Below are 18,337 nucleotides of genomic sequence, written 5' to 3' on the forward strand. Positions count from 1 at the left end.
GCGTCGTGGTTCATCCGAACGGGGGGCCCGGCCGGGCCGGGGTCGGCAGCGGTGTCGGCCGCAGGGGCGTGGGCTGCATCTGGGCGGGCGAATGGACGATGAACGGCTCCGAACCCGGCGTGGGGCCGGGATCTCGCGGCGCCATCGGCGGCGGTGCGGCCGGAAGGCCCGGCCACAGCGGGGTGCCGTCGTCGGCGTACAGGTCGGCACCGTAAGCCGGGGCTCCCGGGTACGGGATCGGACCTATCGCGGGTCCGCCGAACAGGTTGCGCACGCTCGGCGGTTCGGGCACGGCGCGGGTCGTCGGCAGATAGTTGGCGTACCCGGGGAAGCCGATGCCGGGGTTGGGCCGCCAGTCCAGTCCGGTGCCGAACCCGGTGTTCGTGACGAGATTGCGCACCGGCCAGTTCTGCGCGACGTCGGGTAGCGAACCGCAACTGGGTTTGCCGCCCGGCCCTCCCTTGGCGCCGACGATCGGCAGGTGATTGGGGTACCGGTACGGGTCGTCGCCGACCCCCAGCGCCACGTCCAGCACCAGCGTCCGGCCGTTACCTCCCGGCCCGTCGTACCCGCCGGTGTCCAGCAGAGTCTTCGCGCCGGTCAGCAGGCAGGTGTACTCCGGGCTGTATTTGTGCAGCAGGTTCGTCGTCGGCTCGAGCACGTTGATGGCCTTGATCAGGTTCGCCTGGTTCGGCGCGAGCAGGTTGATCCCGCTGTTGGAAAGCCCGATGGTGGCCAACAGCAGCGCGTCCAATTGGCTGGCCTGGGCGGTGATCGTCGTGCTCGTGGTGCTGAGTGCATCGAGCGTGCTCAGGATGTCTTGCGCCGCGGCGCTGTACGTGTCGCTGAAATCCCTGACCGCGCGCAGGTCCTGGGTGATCGTCTCGTTGCGCGGATTGAGTTCCAGCAGAACCTGATTCGCGTCGGTGGTGGCCTGACCGATCAGCTCGCCCTGACCTCGGACACCCTCGGCCAGCGCGTACAAGGTGCTGTTGAGCTTGGCGGGATCGACTTGTTCGAGAACGTCGACGATGTTCTGGAACACCGTGTTGGCTTCGACGGTGACGTTGCGCGACTGGATCACCTGACCCGCGGCGAGTCGCTGGGAAGTGGGATCGTTCGGATAGATCAGATCGACGAACTTGGCGCCGAACACCGTCGTCGCCCGGATCTGCGCCTCGACGTTCGACGGGATGAACTCGATCTTGTCCTTGTCGATCTCGAGCTTCAACGCCACCGGCGTGCTGCCGCCCTGGATTGCGGAGACCCGCCCGACCTGCACGCCGCGCAACTTGACCTTGGCGTCGGTTTCCATCACCAGACCCGCGCGGTCAGACGTCAGGGTGACCGTCTCCGTCGACCTGAAGGCACCGACGAACAGGGCATACGTCAACCAGATGGCGGCGGCGACGACCACCACGAGAATCAGCGTCCACCACGCGGGGTGCAGGCCTTCGTCTTCAACGTCCATGGTCAGCCGGCCAGGTTGAAGTTGCCGGATTGACCGTAGACCGCGAGCGAGAGCATCACCAGCACGAAAGCCGAGACGATCAGCGAGGTGCGCACCGCCCGCCCGACGGCCTCACCGACGCCCGCGGGGCCCCCTCGCGCGGTGTAGCCGTAGTAGGTGTGCACGAGCATGATCATCACAGACAGCGCAATGGTTTGACCGAACGACCACATCAGGTCGGTGGGGTTGAGGAACGTCCTGAAGTAATGGTCGTACACACCCGTCGACTGACCGTAGAGCACGGTGGTGCCGAACCGTGCCGCCCAGAACGCGGCGATCACGCCGACGCAATACAGCGGGATCACCACAAGGAAACCGGCAACCACGCGTGTCGAGGCGAGATAGGCGACGCTTCGAATACCCATCACCTCGAGCGCATCGACCTCCTCATTGATCCGCATGGCCCCCAGCTGCGCGGTGGCGCCGGCGCCGATGGTGGCAGACAACGCCACCGCCGTAGTGGCCGGCGCGATCAGCCGAACATTGAAGAACGCCGACGCGAAACCGGTCAGCGCCTCGACACCGATCTCGGAGAAGTCGGTGTAACCCTGCACCGCCACCAGGGCGCCGGTCGTCACGGTGAGGAAGCCGACGATCGCCACCGTGCCGCCGATGATGATCAGCGCCCCAGCGCCTAGGCCCATTTGAGCGATGATCCGGATCAGCTCGACCTGATAATGAACGAGCGTGTAGCGGATCGAACTCAGGGTGCGGCCGAAGAACTTGGCTTGCATCCCGACGCGGTTCCAGGGGTCGGCTACGCTCTTGAACCGGGCTTTCAGCCAGGGGAACTGGGAATGTGGCCTCGATACAGTCACATCGTCACCTTCACCGCGACCGCGGTCGCGACGATGTTGATCGCGAACAGCGCCATGAACGTGAAGACCACGGTTTCGTTGACCGCGTTGCCGACACCCGCCGGCCCCCCGCCAACGGAAATGCCCTTGTAGCAAGCGATCAGGCCCGCGGACAAGCCGAACAGCGCGGCCTTGAGCAACGCGATGATGACATCGGTGGTTCCGATGAGCAGCGTGAGACCGGCGGCGAACGCTCCCGGTGAGACGTTCTGGATGTAGACCACGAAGAAATAGGCGCCGGCCAGTCCGACGAGGATCACGGTCGCGGACAACGCGAGCGACACCAAGGTGGCGGCCAACACGCGTGGAACAACCAACGCCTGAATGGGATTGACGCCCATCACCCGCAGCGCATCGAGCTCCTCACGGATGGTACGTGCGCCGAGGTCGGCACACATGGCGGTGGCGCCTGCGCCCGCCACCACCAGCACCGTCACGATCGGCCCGATCTGGCGCACGGTCCCGAGCGCCGCACCGGTGCCGGAGAAGTCGGCGGCCCCGAACTCCACCAACAGGATGTTGAACGTGAAGGTCAACAACACCGTATACGGGATGGTCAGCATCAGGGTCGGCAGTATCGACACCCGTGCGACGAACCACGCCTGAGAGATGAACTCGCGCCACGCGAAAGGAGGCCTGAACATCCACACGAAGGTGTCGAGCGCCATGGAGTAAAAGCCGCCGAAAGCGCGCACGGGCTTCGCAATTGCATTGACAGCGACCATCACTCGGCTCCCACACGCGCGCTTCGCACTGCTATTCGCACTGCCATAGCCCGCCGACCTTCCCTGACACCAACAACCCGCGCCCGTGATGGCTGTGGCGCACAGGTTACACACGGCCGGACGTCCGGGAACCGTATATCGGTATTTTGCGGTTCAGCAACCGCCCACGTCGCGCGGGTCCGTTTCCCCACTACAGACGCCACCGGCGTGGCTTGGGGGAGATCATCGCTCTTCGACGACGCACTGCTTAGCACCCAGGGCGCGTAGCGCGAAGTCGAGAATGCGGGCCTTGGCCAGCCGCAGACCGTCGTGGTCGTCGAAGGTCTGGCTGATCAAGACTCGACTGATGATCGCGTTGATGGCGACAGCGTCCTGCTCGGGGTTCGCCAGCGGGAATGAACCGTCGTCGCGGCCGCGACGCAGGATCTCGACCAGTGAGCGCTCGCGGTCGGCGTGGGCCTTCTCGCGCGTCTCGCGATAGCCTTTGGCGGCGCGGACCTCGTCGGAATCGATGACGGTGAAGTGCATCCGGGTCTCTTCGTCGTAAATCAGCCCGAACATGCCCTCGATCCAGGCTTCGAGTTGCTCGGCGGGCACACCCGACTTCTCCTCGACGACACGGTCGAGCCGCCGGGCCAGCGCGTCGGTCTCCTCGCGGAGCATGGCAAGGAACAGCTCGTCCTTCGTTTCGAAGTGACGGTAGAAGGCGCGCGTCGAGACTTCCGCGCGCTGCAGGATCGCGGCGACCGGAACGGGACCCGTGTGCGGTTGGGACAAACACGCGTAAGCAGCCTCGATGATGCGCTCACGGTCACGGGAGGCAAACTCGGGCGGCACGAGCGGAAAGTATATTGACGCTCTCATCAAGGACACCGGGATCGGCAAATTTTCCCGGTGGGTAACGTGAGCCACCGGGGCGAGCCGGAAAGGACGGCCGTGAGCGCGACTGACAGCGAACCGCAGACCGTTGAGTTCCGCGGCTCTGAGGACATCACCCTGGTGGCCGACGAGTGGAACCGTGGCGCGCAAACGGACCGGCCATCCGTTCTGCTCCTGCACGGGGGCGGGCAGAACCGCCATTCGTGGAAGCAGACCGGACACGTCCTGGCCGCTCTGGGGCTGCACGTCGTCGCGCTGGACAGCCGGGGCCACGGCGACAGTGACCGGGCGCCGAACGCCAACTACACCGTCGACGCGTTGAGCGCTGACACGCTTGCGGTCACAGAGCAGATCGGGCGTCCGGTGGCCTTGATCGGCGCGAGCATGGGCGGGATGACGGGCATGCTGGCCGCGGCCGCTGCCGGACCGGAGACGGTGACCAAGCTCGTGCTCGTCGACGTGGTGCCGCGGTACGAGAAGGACGGCAGCGCCCGCATCCGCGAGTTCATGGCCAGCGGCATAGACGGATTCGAGTCCCTCGACGAGGCGGCGGACGCGGTCGCCGCGTACCTGCCGCACCGGAGGCGGCCGCGCAACCCCGACGGTTTGAAGAAGAACCTGCGGCGGCGCGACGGGCGATGGTTCTGGCATTGGGATCCGGCGTTTCTCACCGCGCCGGTGGACGACCGGTTCGTCCGCGAGGAGAAGCTCGAGCAGGCAGTGATGAGCTTGACCATCCCGATCCTGTTGATCCGTGGGAAACTCTCCGACGTGGTCAGCACCGCAGGGGTGAAGGACTTCCTGGACAAGGTGCCCCGGGCGGAATTCGTCGAGCTCTCCGATGCCGGGCACACCGCCGCCGGTGACGACAACGACGCGTTCTCCGAAGCCGTGGTGCGATTCGTCAGCCGGTGATCGGCAGACCGCCGAAACTGAACTTTTGTGTCAAGGAATCGTGAAACTTCGTGCAAAAGCTCAGTTTCGACCACGCGCGTCACCGTTGTGGGGCTCGAGCGTTCGGGTCAGGCCAGCAGCGGCACCGCCTCGTGAGGGGTGTCGGTCAGTATCTCGAACATCGCACGGCGGGTCGCCCTGAGTTCGGCGCGTTCGAACAGCTTGCCGGCCACCTGGATTCGACAGTCGGCGATCGCGGAGTTGTAGCAGTACTTCGCCGCGCCGTCGGTATCGGTGTACGTCAGCCCGATCACGTCGGACGGTTCGGTCACGATCTCGCCCTCGATCATCTGGTCACCCACCCGCCCCCCGAACGTCCATGCGAACGGACGGTAGTGGCCGTGGGTCTGCAGGCTGCCGCGGATCGAGCGCACGGCGAACTCCTGACCGGCGTGCCGGAAAACGAACAACGTCACACCGGGCAACAGCACCGGCCCGAGTGCCGCTCGGGCAGTGACGATCTCGAGCGTCGTATCCGGTGCGTCGTCGAAGCCGCAGACTTGTCCGAACGCGTAGGACGGCGTGTGCCGAGTGCCCCAGTTGTGGTTGACGCTTCCCGTCCAGCCGTCGACAACGAGGCGGACCTCGTCGAGTTCGAGCAATCCGTCGAACCGCGCGAGGGGATGGCGCACCGTCGTCTTGGCGGTCGGAAACCGGGCCGCGTAGGCACGGTCGGTGAGCAACCTGACCGGGGCTTCGTCGCCCGGAGTGACGCGCAGGTCCCACCGCGCCGAGCGGTGCCCACCGGTGACCACACCCTCAGCTGACCGATCGTCGAGGAAGGTCGCCGCGATGCGCGCGGTCCACTCCTCGTAGCCGTAATCGGCCGACTCCATCGGATACGGCTCCTTCAACGCGAGGTTCCCTGCGCGGTCCGGGTCGAAGACCATCACCCACACCTCTGCGGCCGCCTCCCCCGCCGTGGGGAGCAGCAGCGTTTCCCGAAGCCACAGCGCCTGAGGCAAGTCGGGATGGTTGGCGCGGATATAGCGACTCTCGTAATACGGGGGCTCCGGAGATGTCACCGGTTCAGCATCCAATACTTGAGGGGTGACCGGTGCCCAGATCGCGGCCTACGTACTGGCCATTGTGGCGGCCGCCGAAGCCGTCGCGCTGGCCGTGCTGTGGATCCGCCACACCCGCCAGCGTGAGGAACTAGACGAGGCGCGCCGACGCCTCGACACCAAGAATATGCTGCTCAGCGGCGGCCGTGAAGCGGTGAAGCAGGTGTGGCAGACCGCGAATATCCTGCGCAAGGACGGCCTCGGCGCGGCGGTGCGATCCTCGATCGAAGACCTTGCCGACTGGGCGGAGGTGGAACGACCGGACCTGGCGCGGCTCTCGCCGAGCGGCAAGATGGTGATCCTGTTCTCCGACATCGAGGACTCGACCGCGCTCAACGAACGCATCGGTGACCGCGCGTTCGTTCGGTTGCTGGGTCGCCACGACAAGATGGTGCGCCGCCACGTGAAGAGTCATTCGGGCTACGTGGTGAAAAGCCAGGGCGACGGATTCATGGTCGCCTTCGCCCAACCGGAGGAGGCGGTGCGGTGCAGCATGGACGTGCAGCGCTCACTTCGTCGGCCGCCCAACGGTATTCGCGTTCGCATGGGGATCCACATGGGCAAGTCGGTGCGCCGCGGCGACGACCTGTTCGGGCGCAACGTCGCGATGGCCGCCCGGGTGGCGGGCGAAGCCAACGGCGGCGAGGTACTGGTGAGCGAGGTGGTGCGCGACGCGCTCGCCGATGTCGAGGACATCGCGTTCGACGGCGGCCGCGACGCCCAGCTCAAGGGGTTCAGCGGGTCACACCGGCTCTATGCCGTCGAATCCTGACTGGCGTTGGCCTCTCCGACCCGCTGGTGCAACCGGGCCCTGATGTCCTCGGGCGTGTAGGAATTGCGGCGGCGCTGATCGCGCGCGACCAGTACTCCGCCCGCCACGACACCCGCGATGCTCGCCAGCCCCACCCACTTCCACATACCGCGCATGGCGCTCAGTCTGCCTAAGCTGCGGATGTGAAACCAACCACTGTGTCGTTGGAGCAGGCGCTCGAGGCGACCCGCACCGGCGATCTGTGGTTGTTCCGAGGTCGCTCCGGGCCGGACAGGGCGATCCAGTCGCTGACCAACAGCCCGGTGAACCACGTCGGGATGACGATCGCGATCGAAGACCTTCCGCCGCTGATCTGGCACGCAGAACTCGGCGACAAGCTGACCGACATGTGGACCGGCCGCAACCAGCGGGGCGTACAGCTCAACGACGCCCGCCAGGTGGTGGAGCGGTGGATCACGAACTATCACCAGCGCTGCTGGTTGCGACAACTCACGCCGTATGCCAACCGCGAGCAGGAGGACCGCGCGTTGAAGGTCGTCGCCCGCATGGACGGCACACCGTTCCCGAGCACCGCGCGGCTGACCGGCCGGTGGTTCCGCGGGCGTCTCGCCGTCACCGACTTCACCCGCGGAATTCCGTTCGTGCACAGGCAGGTTCGCGACGCGGCGCTACGCAGAAAACAGGAGAGGCTCCAAGTGGGGCTGCAGACTGCGTACTGCGCGGAGACCGTCGCGATCACCTATGAGGAGATGGGCCTGCTGACCTCGGATAAGCACTACAACTGGTTCGACCCCGGCTCGTTCTGGAGCGGCGACAGCCTGCCGCTTGCTCCCGGCTATCAACTCAGCCCCGAGATCGCCGTCGACCTCGACTGACTGACCGGCGCGTCCATGCGCTCTATCTGCGTGACCGCAGTCAGAGGCGGGCGAAGCAGGGGTTGGCATCCTCCTTGGGGATGGCGGCATCGCGACTCGAGAATTCGCCGACGACGCCGGAGTCGGTGACCTCGACGCTGTCGGCGTGGATTCCGAGCGGGTAGTTGTCGTTGAGCTTCTTGGTCAGGTCGTTGAGCGCCGACTGCACGGCGTCCCTGGGCAGCGGACCGGTGACGTCGAGGACCTGCAGGTTGAGGTCGCCGTCGCTCACCACCGGCTTGGCGCTGACGCTGTTGTCGCCGGCCTCCAGGATCACCGTCCCCGCCGCGGGGTCGGTGCGCACACCCGTGACCAGATTGCCGACACCGGGCAGGTTAGCGGCAACGGTGTCCTTGATACCGGTGGATTTCCAGCTCAGAGTCGCGTCGAGGGACCCGATGGTGCCCTTGGAATCTCCCGTGTCCTGCAACCGCACATCGACGAGGGTGACTTTTGCCGTCATACCGTCGGCGCTCTGCACGCGGTTTCCGTCGGTGGTGACCGAGATGTTGGTGTAGTGCCCCGTGATGTGTTGCCAAAGGAACGGCGGGTTCACACCGAAGGAGATCTCGACGCCGTCCTCGGTCACGCACTCGGCGACCTCGGTCAGGATGCTGTCCGCGCGCTTGCGGGCGTAGAGCTCGCCGGCGGCCAGGCCACCGGCGAGCAGTGCGACGACGATGACGGCGATCAGCACGGCGGACATCTTGTTGAAGCCGTGCCGACGGCGTGGTTTCTCGCCTGCGGGCGGCGTCGGCCCGAACGACGGTGGCGGCGGGGGTGCCGGCCGCTCGATCTGCTGGGTTGGCCGTATGTCGGCGGGTGAGGGTGGCCGTGGAATGCGTTGTGTCGGACCGGCACTCGCAGGTCCCCTCGGTGTGCGGAGCTGCTCGGTCGGCCGCTCCTGTTGCGCCGGGGCCGGTTGCGTGGGTGGCTCTGGCGACCGGGGCGGCGGTCGTCGCTGCGCTGGATTCGGTTGGGCCGAGCCGCGGCCCCGCCAGTCAGGCGGACCCGGGCGGTGCGGCGGCTGCGTCACGTGCGCGATTCTGCCTTATCGACACTCGAGAAACCCCCGCCAGGCCGTGTGACCTGGCGGGGGCCGTGGATCGTTGATGCGCTACGCGCGCGGCGGCGGCGGATTCGTCGTGCCGGTGTTGCGAACGGCCGGGTAGTCCGCGTCCTTGCGCTTCTTCAGTCCGAGCAAGCCCAGCAGGCCGAGGAGCCCCGCGAGTCCCCACAGACCGGTGTTGTCGCTCTCCTGCTCGTGCTCGACTTCCTGAGCAACCGTCGTGGTGGTTGTTGCAGGCACGGTCAGATCGGTTGCGTTTGCCACGCCGGCGCCGCCGAACAGCAAACTGAGAGTCACTGCGCCAACTGCCACTGTCTTGTGCATTCTTAATGCTCCTTCGGTGTCTGGAGCTATTGGACTCCGTGGGCACCCTGCCCACCCCCTAGCTCACGGGCACAGGTTTACCCACACGAAACTGATTCAACCCTTCAAACTCGAGAGCCAGCGAATGCATCGAGATTGCATCGTTGGTTTCGGCGAATCGTTACTCCGGGCGGAACACGGTCTGCCGCTTGGCGAGATAAGCGGCGAGATTGTTCAGGGAGGAAGCCATCCCGTCCGCGTGGTCTGCTGCCGAGATTCCGACGGGAACGTCGTCCGCGTGCAACTCGACCCGCGTTCCGCCGTCGACTCTGGTCACTGTCCACGTCATGGTCATCGTTCCACTGAAAGACGGTTCTTCCGAAGCGAATTCGACAGCTTGGACGATGCGGTCATCGGTTTCGATCGCGACGAAGCGACCCTCGACGACATCGGAGTCGAGGTTCCTTTTACCGCCCCGCGCGGGCGGGTCGGTGTACGTCAGCACCATTCGGTAGGAACCGCCGGGACGGGCGTCGAAATGTTCGAACCGGCCGGTCATCCCGGTCGGAGGCAGCCATTCGACGAGCGCGTCGGGATCGACGAGCGCTTCGAAGACACGGGTCAGTGGTGCTTTGACCACCAGCGATGCGGTATCGGTGCGTGCCATTCCCAACATTCAACCCGACTCTGTAGGTGTCGATTCTTGGGATCGGTAGTGTGTCCGAAGGCTTGTAACTCATCGCATGGGCGACACGACACGGCGCGAGCCTTCCGGATCAGGTGTGCGACGGTTCGGTGCGGGTCGTCATCCCTGAGCTGATCTCCACGTGCGTGGCGGGGTCCGCCGTGCCTGCCACGCGACGCACCTCACTTACGGCGCTTGGCCGCCTTTTTGCTGCGGTTGACCTCGACCGCCGTGTTGATCAGGGCCTTGAACGCCTCCGGATCCAACTCGTCGTGTTCGCCTAGATCGATGGACCGTCCGACTGGTGCGTGCAGGCTCGCGTTGAACAGGTTGTTGGGGTCGGGGATGGACGAGCCTTTGGCGAAGTTCACCTTGACTTTGCCCTTGTACATCTCCAGCGTGCAGATGAGCCCGTCCAACGAGAATGCCGGCACGCCATCAGGATTGGACGGTTTACGCCACTTGATCTCCTCGACGACGTCGGGTTCGGCTTGTTTGATCAACGACCGGATCTCGTCAACCCGGTCTATGCGCCAGTCTTCAGCCATACCAACGAATCTAACGGCCCACCGGTCCAGCTCGATTCCAAGCGACGTGTACCGCTCTTCACCGCCCGTGAAAACCTTTGCCGCGTCGCGTCTCGGCCACCTCGCGCGCGATCTCGGCGGCCTCGCGCTCCACTTCGGCACTATCCCGCCTTTGTGCGGCTTGCTCGCGCACAACGCGTTCGTCCGCGCGCCTCACTCGCTCGCGTTCCCGCTGCGCAGTCGCGCCTTCACGTTCATCGGCGCGCCGCTCTCGATCGTCAGCGGCTTGCTCGCGTTCGTCGGCAATGTGTTCCCGTTCGTCGGCGATACGGTCTCGTTCGTCAGCCAGATGCTCGCGGCGGGCAAGTTCCTCCTCACGCGCCGCGAGGTCGACGTCGCGATCGTCCGCCGCGTCCGCGCCCAAGGCATCGGCCCCCTCGTCACCGATCATGGTCCGACGATATGCCGCGGGGCCAGCCGAAACCAGCGGGAAGCGGTCGCTGGGACCTACACGTTGAACCGGAACTCGACCACGTCGCCGTCGGCCATGATGTAGTCCTTGCCTTCGATCCGCACCTTGCCGGCGGCCTTAGCCGCGGCCATCGACCCGGCCTCGATCAGGTCGTCGTAGGAGACGATCTCGGCCTTGATGAAGCCCTTTTCGAAGTCGGTGTGAATCACGCCGGCCGCCTTCGGCGCGGTGTCGCCTTGGTGAATCGTCCACGCGCGGGCCTCTTTCGGTCCCGCGGTTAGAAACGTCTGCAGCTTCAGCGTGTGAAAACCGGCCCGCGCCAATGCATCCAGTCCTCGTTCGGTCTGGCCGATCGACTCGAGTAACTCGGCGGCGGACTCGTCGTCGAGCTCCTGCAGTTCGGCCTCGATCTTCGCGTCCAGGAAGACGGCGTCGGCGGGCGCGACCAGCTCACGCAGCTGCGCCTTACGAGCCTCGTCGGTCAGCACCGCCTCGTCGGCGTTGAACACATATAGGAACGGTTTCGTGGTCAGCAGGTTCAACTCGCGCAGCGGTGCGGCATCGACCCCGGCGGCGAACAAGGTGGTTCCCCCGTTCAGTACCTCCTGGGCAGCCACGGCGGCCTCGTACGCCAGCCGACGTTCCTTGTGGGTCCTGGCTTCCTTCTCCAGCCGCGGCAGCGCCTTCTCCAGCGTCTGCATGTCCGCGAGGATCAGCTCGGTCTCGATGACCTCGATGTCGGACTTCGGATCGATGCGGCCGTCGACGTGCGCCACGTCGTCGTCGCTGAACACCCGCACCACTTGGCAGATCGCGTCGCTCTCGCGGATATTGGCAAGGAATTTGTTGCCCAGCCCCGCGCCTTCGGACGCGCCCTTGACGATCCCGGCGATATCAACGAAGGTGACCGGCGCATGAACGATCTTCTCCGAGCCGAACATCTTGGCGAGCTCGGCCAGTCTCGGATCGGGCAGCGGGACGACACCTTCGTTGGGTTCGATCGTGGCGAACGGGTAGTTGGCCGCGAGGACGTCGTTTCGCGTCAACGCGTTGAACAGCGTCGATTTCCCGACGTTCGGCAGGCCGACGATTCCCAGGTTCAAGCTCACAGGGTCCAGAGTCTAGGAGAATGTGACGGGCACGCCAGAACCGCGCTGACAGCCACACGGAGGGAAAGCCGGTACGGTCTACCTGTGTCAGCACAGCGCGCACGGTCGGCCGTCGTCGTCGACCACCGCTCCGCGCATCCCAACTTCCCCGGTGTGCCCGGGTGGGGCGCCGTGCTGATCGCGGTCACCATGACGACGGTCGGGTTCGCGTTCGACGCTGGATCGGGCAGCAGGGAACTGAGCTCCGTGTTCGCCGCGTGCTACGTCCTCGGCTGTCTGGCGGTCGTACTGGCGGTCCGTCAGCAAGCGGTGTTCACCGCGGTCATCCAGCCGCCGCTGCTGTTGTTCGTCAGCGTGCCGGGCGCCTACTTTCTGTTCACGGGTGGCCGATTCACCGGGGTGAAGGACCTGGCGATCAATTGCGGCTATCCGTTGATCGAGCGCTTTCCCCTGATGTTCTTCACGTCGGCGGCCGTGCTGCTGATCGGCATGTGCCGCTGGTACGTCGGGATGTCGGCCCGCCGCGCGTCTCCACCCGTCGAGGACACCAACGCGCCGAAACCGGCGTTTGCCGCGACCGTGGCGACCGCGTTGACGGCGTCGGCGGCCAAGATCTCGTCGTTGTTCGCCCGCCAACCCCGCGACGAGGATGACGAGGTCGCCGCCCGGCCACGCCGCAAGCGTCCCGACACCGCGCGCCGGTCCGCCCGGGCCGCGCGTGCCGACAGAACGTCGTCACGAACCAGCAGGGCGGCAGCCAATCGCAACGGTCGGCCGGCCAGACGCAGCACCACGTCGCGGTCCCGTCATGTGCGGCCGCCCGCCACCGAGATCATCGAACCGGTCGTCGAGCGTCCGCGGCGCGCCCGCAACGGCAGGCACGCCGAGCCACCGCCCGGGCCCGAGCCTCGCCGCAGGCCGCGCACGTCGAACCCACGTCAACCGGGTCCTCCGCCGTCCGAACGCCGCGCCGGCTACGACCGTCGGGCTGTGGACCGGACCGCAGACCGACCCGAGCGTCGCCGTCGCTTCGACGACTACCAGCCTCGCGAGCCGCACGGCCGCAACGGCGTCAGCAACGGCAACGCGTCGGGCAACGGGACGCACCATCCGATCTCGCGGGTGCGCTACCGCGGCGAGGAAGCCGACGACCGCGCGGAGTACCGCACCCGCCGCCACGCTCCCCGCGGCTGGGAGGCCGACTCCTGGGAGTACGACATCTAGCTTCGGGCGGGACGGATCTCCCTGGGCAACGCGAACACGAGCGTCTCGTTGGCCGTCGTCACCGGCTGCACCACGTCGTAGCCGTACTCGGCCAGTCGCTCCAGCACGCCGCGCACAAGAATCTCCGGTACCGATGCGCCGGAGGTGACGCCGACCGTCGTCACGCCGTCGAGCCATGCGGGGTTGATGTCGTCGGCGTAGTCGACCAGGTGGGCCGCGTCCGATCCGGCGCCCAACGCGACCTCGACCAGGCGCACGGAGTTCGACGAGTTCCGCGAGCCGACGACGATCACCAGCTCGCACTCCGGGGCCATCGCCTTGACAGCGACCTGGCGGTTCTGCGTCGCGTAACAGATGTCGTCGCTGGGCGGGTCCTGCAGGGTCGGAAATCTCTCGCGCAGCCGGCGCACCGTCTCCATGGTCTCGTCGACGCTCAACGTGGTCTGCGACAGCCAAATGACCTTGCTCTCGTCGCGCACGGTGACGTTGTCGACGGAATCCGGCCCGTCGACGAGCTGGACGTGGTCGGGCGCCTCACCGGCGGTCCCGACGACCTCCTCATGGCCCTCGTGTCCTATCAGCAGGATGTCGTAGTCGTCCCTGGCGAACCGCTTGGCCTCGTTGTGCACCTTGGTGACCAGCGGACAGGTCGCGTCGATGACCTTGAGGTCGCGCTCCTTGGCGGTCTGGTGCACGGTGGGCGCCACGCCGTGAGCGGAGAACACCACGATCGCACCTTCGGGCACCTCGTCGGTCTCGTCGACGAAGACGGCTCCCGCCTTGGCCAGCGTTTCGACGACGTGCCGGTTGTGCACGATCTCATGGCGCACGTAGACCGGGGCGCCGTGTTTGTCCAGCGCACGCTCGACGGTTTCGACGGCGCGATCCACTCCCGCGCAGTACCCGCGCGGTTCGGCCAGCAGTACGCGTTTGCCGGTCACGCCACCGGCGACCGAGCTCGAGGCGCCCGGAATCCCCATGTTGATTGTCGGCGGCATGACTCCAAGGGTACGCACAGTGCCGTTCCAAGGCCGTTCGTCCCAGCCGAGACGTCGCCCGTAGGCTGTGCCCATGGCAACCGCACCGTATGGGGTCCGTCTGCTGGTCGGCGCGGCGGTAACCGCCATCGAGGAAACCCGCAAGCTGCCCCACACCATCCTGATGTACCCGATGACCGTCGTCAGTTCTCTCGCGCACCTGGTGATGAAGTTTCAGCAGGACGTCGCCGACCTGGTCAACAAGGGGGACGAGACCCTCGAGTCGATCTTCCCGCCCAAGGACGAGCAGCCCGAATGGGCCACCTTCGACGAGGACCTCGACGACTCCGACACAGAAGGCTCCGATACCCCCGGCGACGGCGAGCGGATGACCGAGGGCCGCTTCGCGCTGTTCAGCAACGCTGAGCCACAGCCTTCCACCGAGCAGAACGGCGAGGACGAAGGCCTGGCGATCGGTGAGGCCCCCGAGATCGTCAACGAACTCGACTACGAGTCGCTGACGCTGGCTCAGTTGCGGGCGCGGCTGAACACACTGCGCGTGGCCGACCTCGAGGCGCTGCTGGCCTACGAGGAGGCCACCAAGGGCCGCGCGCCGTTCCAGACGCTGCTCGCCAACAGGATCACCCGCGCGTCCGCCAGGTGAGGACCCCAGCGGGGCTGGGAATATGACGGACCTCGAGCAGGGCCAGTCGCCGGAGAACCCGTTTCCGGTCCGGTCGGTCTCGATGAAGATCAAGGACTGGATCGAACGACTGGGAACGGTCTGGGTCGAAGGGCAGGTCGCCCAGCTGTCGACGCGGCCGAACTCCAGCACCGCCTACATCACCCTGCGTGACCCGTCGGTCGACATGTCGTTGTCGATCACGTGCCCACGCGAGCTGGTGCTCAATGCGCCGGTGAAACTCACCGAGGGCACCCGGGTGGTCATGCTGGGACGGCCGAACTTCTTCGTCGGCCGGGGATCGTTCTCCTTGCGGGTCAACCAGATTCGCGCGGTGGGCGTCGGCGAGCTGTTGGCACGCATCGAACGCCTACGGCAACTGTTGCACGCCGAGGGACTCTTCGACCCGCGGCTCAAGCGGCCGATTCCGTTCCTGCCGAACACCGTCGGGCTCATCACCAGCCGGGGCAGCCACGCCGAACACGACGTAATATCGGTGGCCACCGGTCGCTGGCCCGCCGTGCGGTTCGCGGTTCGCAACACCGCGGTGCAGGGTCCGAACACGGTGCCGCAGGTGGTGGAGGCGCTGCGCGGACTCGACGACGATCCCGACGTCGACGTGATCGTCATCGCCCGCGGCGGCGGCAGCGTCGAGGACCTACTGCCCTTCTACGACGAGACGCTGTGCCGCGAGATCGCCAAATGCACCACTCCGGTGGTCAGTGCGATCGGACACGAACCCGACAACCCGCTGTGCGACCTGGTCGCCGACGTGCGCGCCGCGACGCCGACCGACGCCGCCAAGCGCATCGTTCCCGACGCCGCCGCCGAGCAGGCGTACATCACCGATCTGTGCCGTCGAGGTGGCCGCGCGTTACGCAACTGGGTGCACCGTGAGCAGCATGCCCTGGATCAGTTGCGCAGCAGGCCCGTCCTGGCGCAGCCACTGGCGGCGATCACCGCGCGCGCCGACGAGGTCGACCGCCTGCGTATCACCGCCCGCCGCGACGTCACCCGGCTGGTGGCCACCGAGACCGATCGCATCGGACATCTGTCGGCGCGGTTGAGCACACTGGGCCCGGCAGCGACCCTGGCGCGCGGCTACGCCGTCGTACAGACCATGCCGGGCGCCGAGGTACTGCGCACCACCGCGGACGCCGCCAAGGGTGTGCGACTGCGTGTGCGGGTGGCGGACGGAGCGATCACCGCGATCAGCGAGGGACGGGAAGGGGCGGAGAAATGAAGCCCATTAGTGAACTGGGATACGAGGAAGCGCGCGAAGAACTGGTCGCGGTCGTCCAGCAGCTCGAGCAGGGAGGTCTCGACCTGGATACGTCGCTGAAGCTGTGGGAGCAGGGCGAAGAGCTCGCTAAACGCTGTGAAGAGCACTTAGCTGGGGCCCGCAAGCGCATCGAGGACGCCCTGGCGGCAAAAGACACCGACGAAAGTTGACACGGCAACGATTCGCTTCTCAAGGGGTCGAAACTGTAACACGTTTCAGTTAGTCTGCTCGCTATGGGTGATTCAACGCTGACCACCGAACTGGGCCGGGTGCTCGTCACCGGCGGCTCAGGATTCGTCGGCGCCAACCTGGTGGCCGAACTGCTCAACCGTGGATACGAGGTCCGCTCCTTCGACCGGGCCCCGTCGCCGCTGCCGGCGCAGCCCCGGCTCGAGACCGTCGAAGGCGACATCTGCGACGCCGAGACCGTGGCAACGGCCGTCGCCGGCATCGACACCGTGTTCCACACCGCGGCGATCATCGATCTGATGGGCGGCGCGTCGGCCACCGAGGAGTACCGCAAGCGCAGCTTCGCGATCAATGTCACCGGCACCGAAAACCTCGTGCGGGCCGCCCGCGCGGCCGGTGTCAAGCGCTTCGTCTACACCGCATCGAACAGCGTCGTGATGGCGGGCAAGCCTATCTCCGGCGGTGACGAGACCTTGCCCTACACGAAGCGATTCAATGACCTGTACACCGAGACGAAGGTCGCCGCGGAGAAGTTCGTGCTGGCCGCCAACGGCGTCGACGGCCTGCTGACCTGCTCGATCCGCCCCAGCGGCATCTGGGGTCGCGGGGACCAGACGATGTTCCGCAAGGTCTTCGAGAGCGTGCTGGCCGGACATGTCAAGGTTCTCGTCGGCAGCAAGAACGCCAAGCTCGACAACTCCTACGTGCACAACCTGATTCACGGTTTCATCCTCGCCGCCCAGCATCTCGTCCCGGGTGGCACCGCTCCCGGACAGGCGTACTTCATCAACGACGGCGAACCGATCAACATGTTCGAGTTCTCGAGACCCGTCGTCGAGGCGTGCGGCCAGCGGTATCCGAAGATGCGCGTGCCCGGTCGCCTGGTGTGGTTCGCCATGACCGTCTGGCAGTGGCTGCACTTCCGGTTGGGGATACCCAAGCCGATGATCGAACCCACTGGAGTGGAACGGCTTTACCTCGACAACTACTTCTCGATCGCCAAGGCCGAACGCGACCTGGGATACCGGCCGTTGTTCACCACCGAAGAGGCGATGGCCGAGTGCCTGCCGTATTACGTCGACCTCTTCCATCAGATGAAGAACGCGTCGAAGGAACCGACGGTCAAGGTCGCCGCGAGCGCCCCACCCGAGGGCTGAGGCGCTCGCCGCGTACATAACTGAGCGCTGGGCGATGGCACCGGGCAAGGTGGTGGTGATGGTCGCATCACGGTTCACGGTCAACGCGGGTGCTCGTCTGCACTACCTCGACTCCGGCGGCCCCGACCGGGGAGCACCGATTGTCTTCGTACCCGGCTTCACCGACGTCGCCGACGACTACGTCGAGGTGCTCCCACTGTTGGGCCGACGAGCGGTGGTCGTCGACCTACGCGGGCACGGACGCAGCACTTCACCCGAAAGCGGTTACGACTCAGCGATTCTCGGAGGCGACGTCGGTGCGGTGGTCGACGCGGTCACCGACGGCCCTGTCCACCTGATGACGTTCTCCCGGGGCACCCCCTACGCGCTGACGTGGGCTCTTGCGAATCGCGAGAGGGTCCGTTCGATCTCGATCGGCGACTACGTGCCGGAGGAGATCACGCTTGCGGAGGAGGTCTCCACGTTCCTGCTGGACGGCCGATGGCGTGGCACCCCGGTGCACGAACGGGTGAACCGGGCGGCGGGAGAGGCGATCTTTCGCGCCGCGCGCGAGCAGTCCTTCTGGGAACCGCTCGCGCGGTGGCAACCGCCGCTGCTGGTGGTACGCAGCCCGAACAGCCCGTTGATCTCCGACGCCGCCTGGGACCGGTATCGGGAGTTGTTCCCCTCGGCGTCGCTGCATGTGTTCGCCGACTCGCCGCACGACATCTTCCGTCCCGACCGCGAGCGTTATCCAGCGCTGGTGCGCGCACACATCGACGCGGTCGACGCCGTCGAAGCCTGAGCCGCCCCACCGGCACGCGTCTAGTGTGCGCTGAGATCGCCGAAACCGTAGTACAGCCGCGATTTAGCGATCTGGTTGCACACTAGACGGGGGTCGGCGTCATCGCGCGACGCGGTCGAATTCCCCGAGGACTCGCTCATCTTCAGATCGCTCACCGGTCGGGCCGACGCTCGAAGCGCTAAGTTGAAACGCGTTCCACTCG

The 18,337-nt window shown here is 66.2% G+C and carries 22 protein-coding genes; 10 read left to right on the forward strand and 12 right to left on the reverse strand.

Annotated elements, in window-relative coordinates; translation table 11 throughout:
* Positions 1 to 10: 10 nt before the first annotated feature.
* The 4 genes from AU193_RS17075 to AU193_RS17090 all read right to left on the reverse strand — a co-directional run bounded on the left by AU193_RS17075 (position 11) and on the right by AU193_RS17090 (position 3,929).
* On the reverse strand, positions 11 to 1,471 hold the full coding sequence (locus AU193_RS17075; RefSeq protein ID WP_064423543.1) for an MCE family protein: 1,461 nt from the start codon (positions 1,469 to 1,471) through the stop codon (positions 11 to 13).
* Positions 1,472 to 1,473: 2 nt separating this feature from the next.
* Complete coding sequence (locus tag AU193_RS17080) at positions 1,474 to 2,328, reverse strand: ABC transporter permease (protein ID WP_064423544.1); 855 nt, start codon at positions 2,326 to 2,328, stop codon at positions 1,474 to 1,476.
* Positions 2,325 to 3,092: an ABC transporter permease gene (locus AU193_RS17085; RefSeq protein WP_064423545.1), complete on the reverse strand. Its 768-nt coding sequence runs from the start codon at positions 3,090 to 3,092 to the stop codon at positions 2,325 to 2,327. Before AU193_RS17085 ends, AU193_RS17080 begins: the two co-directional genes overlap by 4 nt.
* A gap of 222 nt (positions 3,093 to 3,314) precedes the next feature.
* On the reverse strand, positions 3,315 to 3,929 hold the full coding sequence (locus AU193_RS17090) for a TetR/AcrR family transcriptional regulator (RefSeq protein ID WP_253867891.1): 615 nt from the start codon (positions 3,927 to 3,929) through the stop codon (positions 3,315 to 3,317).
* Between the two features lie 99 nt (positions 3,930 to 4,028).
* On the opposite strand from AU193_RS17090, the gene AU193_RS17095 reads away from it, so the two are divergent.
* Complete coding sequence (locus AU193_RS17095; RefSeq protein ID WP_064423613.1) at positions 4,029 to 4,886, forward strand: alpha/beta fold hydrolase; 858 nt, start codon at positions 4,029 to 4,031, stop codon at positions 4,884 to 4,886.
* A 107-nt stretch (positions 4,887 to 4,993) separates the two neighbouring features.
* Here AU193_RS17095 and AU193_RS17100 read toward each other — a convergent pair whose 3' ends face one another.
* Positions 4,994 to 5,950, reverse strand: coding sequence for a hypothetical protein (locus AU193_RS17100; protein ID WP_064423546.1), 957 nt, complete (start codon positions 5,948 to 5,950; stop codon positions 4,994 to 4,996).
* Between the two features lie 25 nt (positions 5,951 to 5,975).
* On the opposite strand from AU193_RS17100, the gene AU193_RS17105 reads away from it, so the two are divergent.
* Positions 5,976 to 6,761, forward strand: a complete 786-nt coding sequence (locus tag AU193_RS17105; RefSeq protein WP_064423547.1) for an adenylate/guanylate cyclase domain-containing protein — start codon at positions 5,976 to 5,978, stop codon at positions 6,759 to 6,761.
* Here AU193_RS17105 and AU193_RS23385 read toward each other — a convergent pair.
* Positions 6,743 to 6,916: a hypothetical protein gene (locus AU193_RS23385; RefSeq protein WP_172798338.1), complete on the reverse strand. Its 174-nt coding sequence runs from the start codon at positions 6,914 to 6,916 to the stop codon at positions 6,743 to 6,745. The two genes, AU193_RS17105 and AU193_RS23385, sit on opposite strands and share 19 nt — an antisense overlap.
* 42 nt (positions 6,917 to 6,958) lie before the next feature.
* On the opposite strand from AU193_RS23385, the gene AU193_RS17110 reads away from it, so the two are divergent.
* Positions 6,959 to 7,636 (forward strand): hypothetical protein, encoded by a 678-nt coding sequence (locus AU193_RS17110; protein ID WP_064423548.1) that lies wholly within the window; start codon positions 6,959 to 6,961, stop codon positions 7,634 to 7,636.
* A gap of 40 nt (positions 7,637 to 7,676) precedes the next feature.
* On the opposite strand, the gene AU193_RS17115 is transcribed toward AU193_RS17110, so the two are convergent.
* The 4 genes from AU193_RS17115 to AU193_RS17130 form a co-directional block, all read right to left on the reverse strand.
* A complete protein-coding gene (locus AU193_RS17115) occupies positions 7,677 to 8,381 on the reverse strand; it encodes a DUF2993 domain-containing protein (RefSeq protein ID WP_156425260.1) in 705 nt (234 codons plus the stop codon).
* Positions 8,382 to 8,792: 411 nt separating this feature from the next.
* On the reverse strand, positions 8,793 to 9,068 hold the full coding sequence (locus tag AU193_RS17120; RefSeq protein WP_064423549.1) for a WGxxGxxG family protein: 276 nt from the start codon (positions 9,066 to 9,068) through the stop codon (positions 8,793 to 8,795).
* A gap of 160 nt (positions 9,069 to 9,228) precedes the next feature.
* Positions 9,229 to 9,714, reverse strand: a complete 486-nt coding sequence (locus AU193_RS17125) for an SRPBCC family protein (RefSeq protein WP_064423550.1) — start codon at positions 9,712 to 9,714, stop codon at positions 9,229 to 9,231.
* A 200-nt stretch (positions 9,715 to 9,914) separates the two neighbouring features.
* Entirely contained in the window at positions 9,915 to 10,280 is a 366-nt protein-coding gene (locus tag AU193_RS17130) for a DUF1801 domain-containing protein (RefSeq protein ID WP_064423551.1), read from the reverse strand.
* A 67-nt stretch (positions 10,281 to 10,347) separates the two neighbouring features.
* On the opposite strand from AU193_RS17130, the gene AU193_RS23235 reads away from it, so the two are divergent.
* Complete coding sequence (locus AU193_RS23235) at positions 10,348 to 10,815, forward strand: hypothetical protein (RefSeq protein ID WP_156425261.1); 468 nt, start codon at positions 10,348 to 10,350, stop codon at positions 10,813 to 10,815.
* Here AU193_RS23235 and ychF read toward each other — a convergent pair.
* Positions 10,767 to 11,840 carry a redox-regulated ATPase YchF gene (gene ychF / locus AU193_RS17140; RefSeq protein WP_064423553.1) on the reverse strand — a complete coding sequence of 358 codons (1,074 nt, stop codon included), beginning with the start codon at positions 11,838 to 11,840 and terminating at the stop codon, positions 10,767 to 10,769. The two genes, AU193_RS23235 and ychF, sit on opposite strands and share 49 nt — an antisense overlap.
* 84 nt (positions 11,841 to 11,924) lie before the next feature.
* On the opposite strand from ychF, the gene AU193_RS17145 reads away from it, so the two are divergent.
* Complete coding sequence (locus AU193_RS17145; protein ID WP_064423554.1) at positions 11,925 to 13,064, forward strand: DUF6542 domain-containing protein; 1,140 nt, start codon at positions 11,925 to 11,927, stop codon at positions 13,062 to 13,064.
* On the opposite strand, the gene AU193_RS17150 is transcribed toward AU193_RS17145, so the two are convergent.
* Entirely contained in the window at positions 13,061 to 14,062 is a 1,002-nt protein-coding gene (locus AU193_RS17150; RefSeq protein WP_064423555.1) for a 4-hydroxy-3-methylbut-2-enyl diphosphate reductase, read from the reverse strand. The genes AU193_RS17145 and AU193_RS17150 overlap by 4 nt on opposite strands.
* Positions 14,063 to 14,135: 73 nt before the next feature.
* Between AU193_RS17150 and AU193_RS17155 the strand changes: the two genes are divergently transcribed.
* From AU193_RS17155 to AU193_RS17175, 5 genes are all read left to right on the forward strand, one after another.
* A complete protein-coding gene (locus tag AU193_RS17155; protein ID WP_064423556.1) occupies positions 14,136 to 14,705 on the forward strand; it encodes a lipid droplet-associated protein in 570 nt (189 codons plus the stop codon).
* 22 nt (positions 14,706 to 14,727) lie between these two features.
* Positions 14,728 to 15,966: an exodeoxyribonuclease VII large subunit gene (gene xseA / locus AU193_RS17160; protein WP_064423557.1), complete on the forward strand. Its 1,239-nt coding sequence runs from the start codon at positions 14,728 to 14,730 to the stop codon at positions 15,964 to 15,966.
* On the forward strand, positions 15,963 to 16,175 hold the full coding sequence (locus tag AU193_RS17165; RefSeq protein WP_064423558.1) for an exodeoxyribonuclease VII small subunit: 213 nt from the start codon (positions 15,963 to 15,965) through the stop codon (positions 16,173 to 16,175). Before xseA ends, AU193_RS17165 begins: the two co-directional genes overlap by 4 nt.
* Before the next feature lie 63 nt (positions 16,176 to 16,238).
* Complete coding sequence (locus AU193_RS17170) at positions 16,239 to 17,351, forward strand: NAD-dependent epimerase/dehydratase family protein (RefSeq protein WP_064423559.1); 1,113 nt, start codon at positions 16,239 to 16,241, stop codon at positions 17,349 to 17,351.
* A gap of 58 nt (positions 17,352 to 17,409) precedes the next feature.
* Complete coding sequence (locus tag AU193_RS17175) at positions 17,410 to 18,135, forward strand: alpha/beta fold hydrolase (protein ID WP_064423615.1); 726 nt, start codon at positions 17,410 to 17,412, stop codon at positions 18,133 to 18,135.
* Positions 18,136 to 18,337: the final 202 nt, after the last annotated feature.

The sequence above is a fragment of the Mycobacterium sp. GA-1285 genome, from assembly GCF_001499905.1.
Taxonomy (GTDB): Bacteria; Actinomycetota; Actinomycetes; order Mycobacteriales; family Mycobacteriaceae; genus Mycobacterium.

Excerpts from the sequence above, each read along its gene's own strand:
- AU193_RS17175 (WP_064423615.1), top strand. The coding sequence starts at position 17,410 with ATGGTCGCATCACGGTTCACGGTCAACGCGGGTGCTCGTCTGCACTAC.
- AU193_RS17170 (WP_064423559.1), top strand. The coding sequence starts at position 16,239 with ATGGGTGATTCAACGCTGACCACCGAACTGGGCCGGGTGCTCGTCACC.
- AU193_RS17120 (WP_064423549.1), bottom strand. The coding sequence starts at position 9,068 with ATGCACAAGACAGTGGCAGTTGGCGCAGTGACTCTCAGTTTGCTGTTC.
- AU193_RS17155 (WP_064423556.1), top strand. The coding sequence starts at position 14,136 with ATGGCAACCGCACCGTATGGGGTCCGTCTGCTGGTCGGCGCGGCGGTA.
- AU193_RS17130 (WP_064423551.1), bottom strand. The coding sequence starts at position 10,280 with ATGGCTGAAGACTGGCGCATAGACCGGGTTGACGAGATCCGGTCGTTG.
- AU193_RS17115 (WP_156425260.1), bottom strand. The coding sequence starts at position 8,381 with ATGTCCGCCGTGCTGATCGCCGTCATCGTCGTCGCACTGCTCGCCGGT.
- AU193_RS17125 (WP_064423550.1), bottom strand. The coding sequence starts at position 9,714 with ATGGCACGCACCGATACCGCATCGCTGGTGGTCAAAGCACCACTGACC.
- AU193_RS17165 (WP_064423558.1), top strand. The coding sequence starts at position 15,963 with ATGAAGCCCATTAGTGAACTGGGATACGAGGAAGCGCGCGAAGAACTG.
- AU193_RS17085 (WP_064423545.1), bottom strand. The coding sequence starts at position 3,092 with ATGGTCGCTGTCAATGCAATTGCGAAGCCCGTGCGCGCTTTCGGCGGC.
- AU193_RS17150 (WP_064423555.1), bottom strand. The coding sequence starts at position 14,062 with ATGCCGCCGACAATCAACATGGGGATTCCGGGCGCCTCGAGCTCGGTC.
- xseA (WP_064423557.1), top strand. The coding sequence starts at position 14,728 with ATGACGGACCTCGAGCAGGGCCAGTCGCCGGAGAACCCGTTTCCGGTC.
- AU193_RS23385 (WP_172798338.1), bottom strand. The coding sequence starts at position 6,916 with ATGCGCGGTATGTGGAAGTGGGTGGGGCTGGCGAGCATCGCGGGTGTC.
- AU193_RS17075 (WP_064423543.1), bottom strand. The coding sequence starts at position 1,471 with ATGGACGTTGAAGACGAAGGCCTGCACCCCGCGTGGTGGACGCTGATT.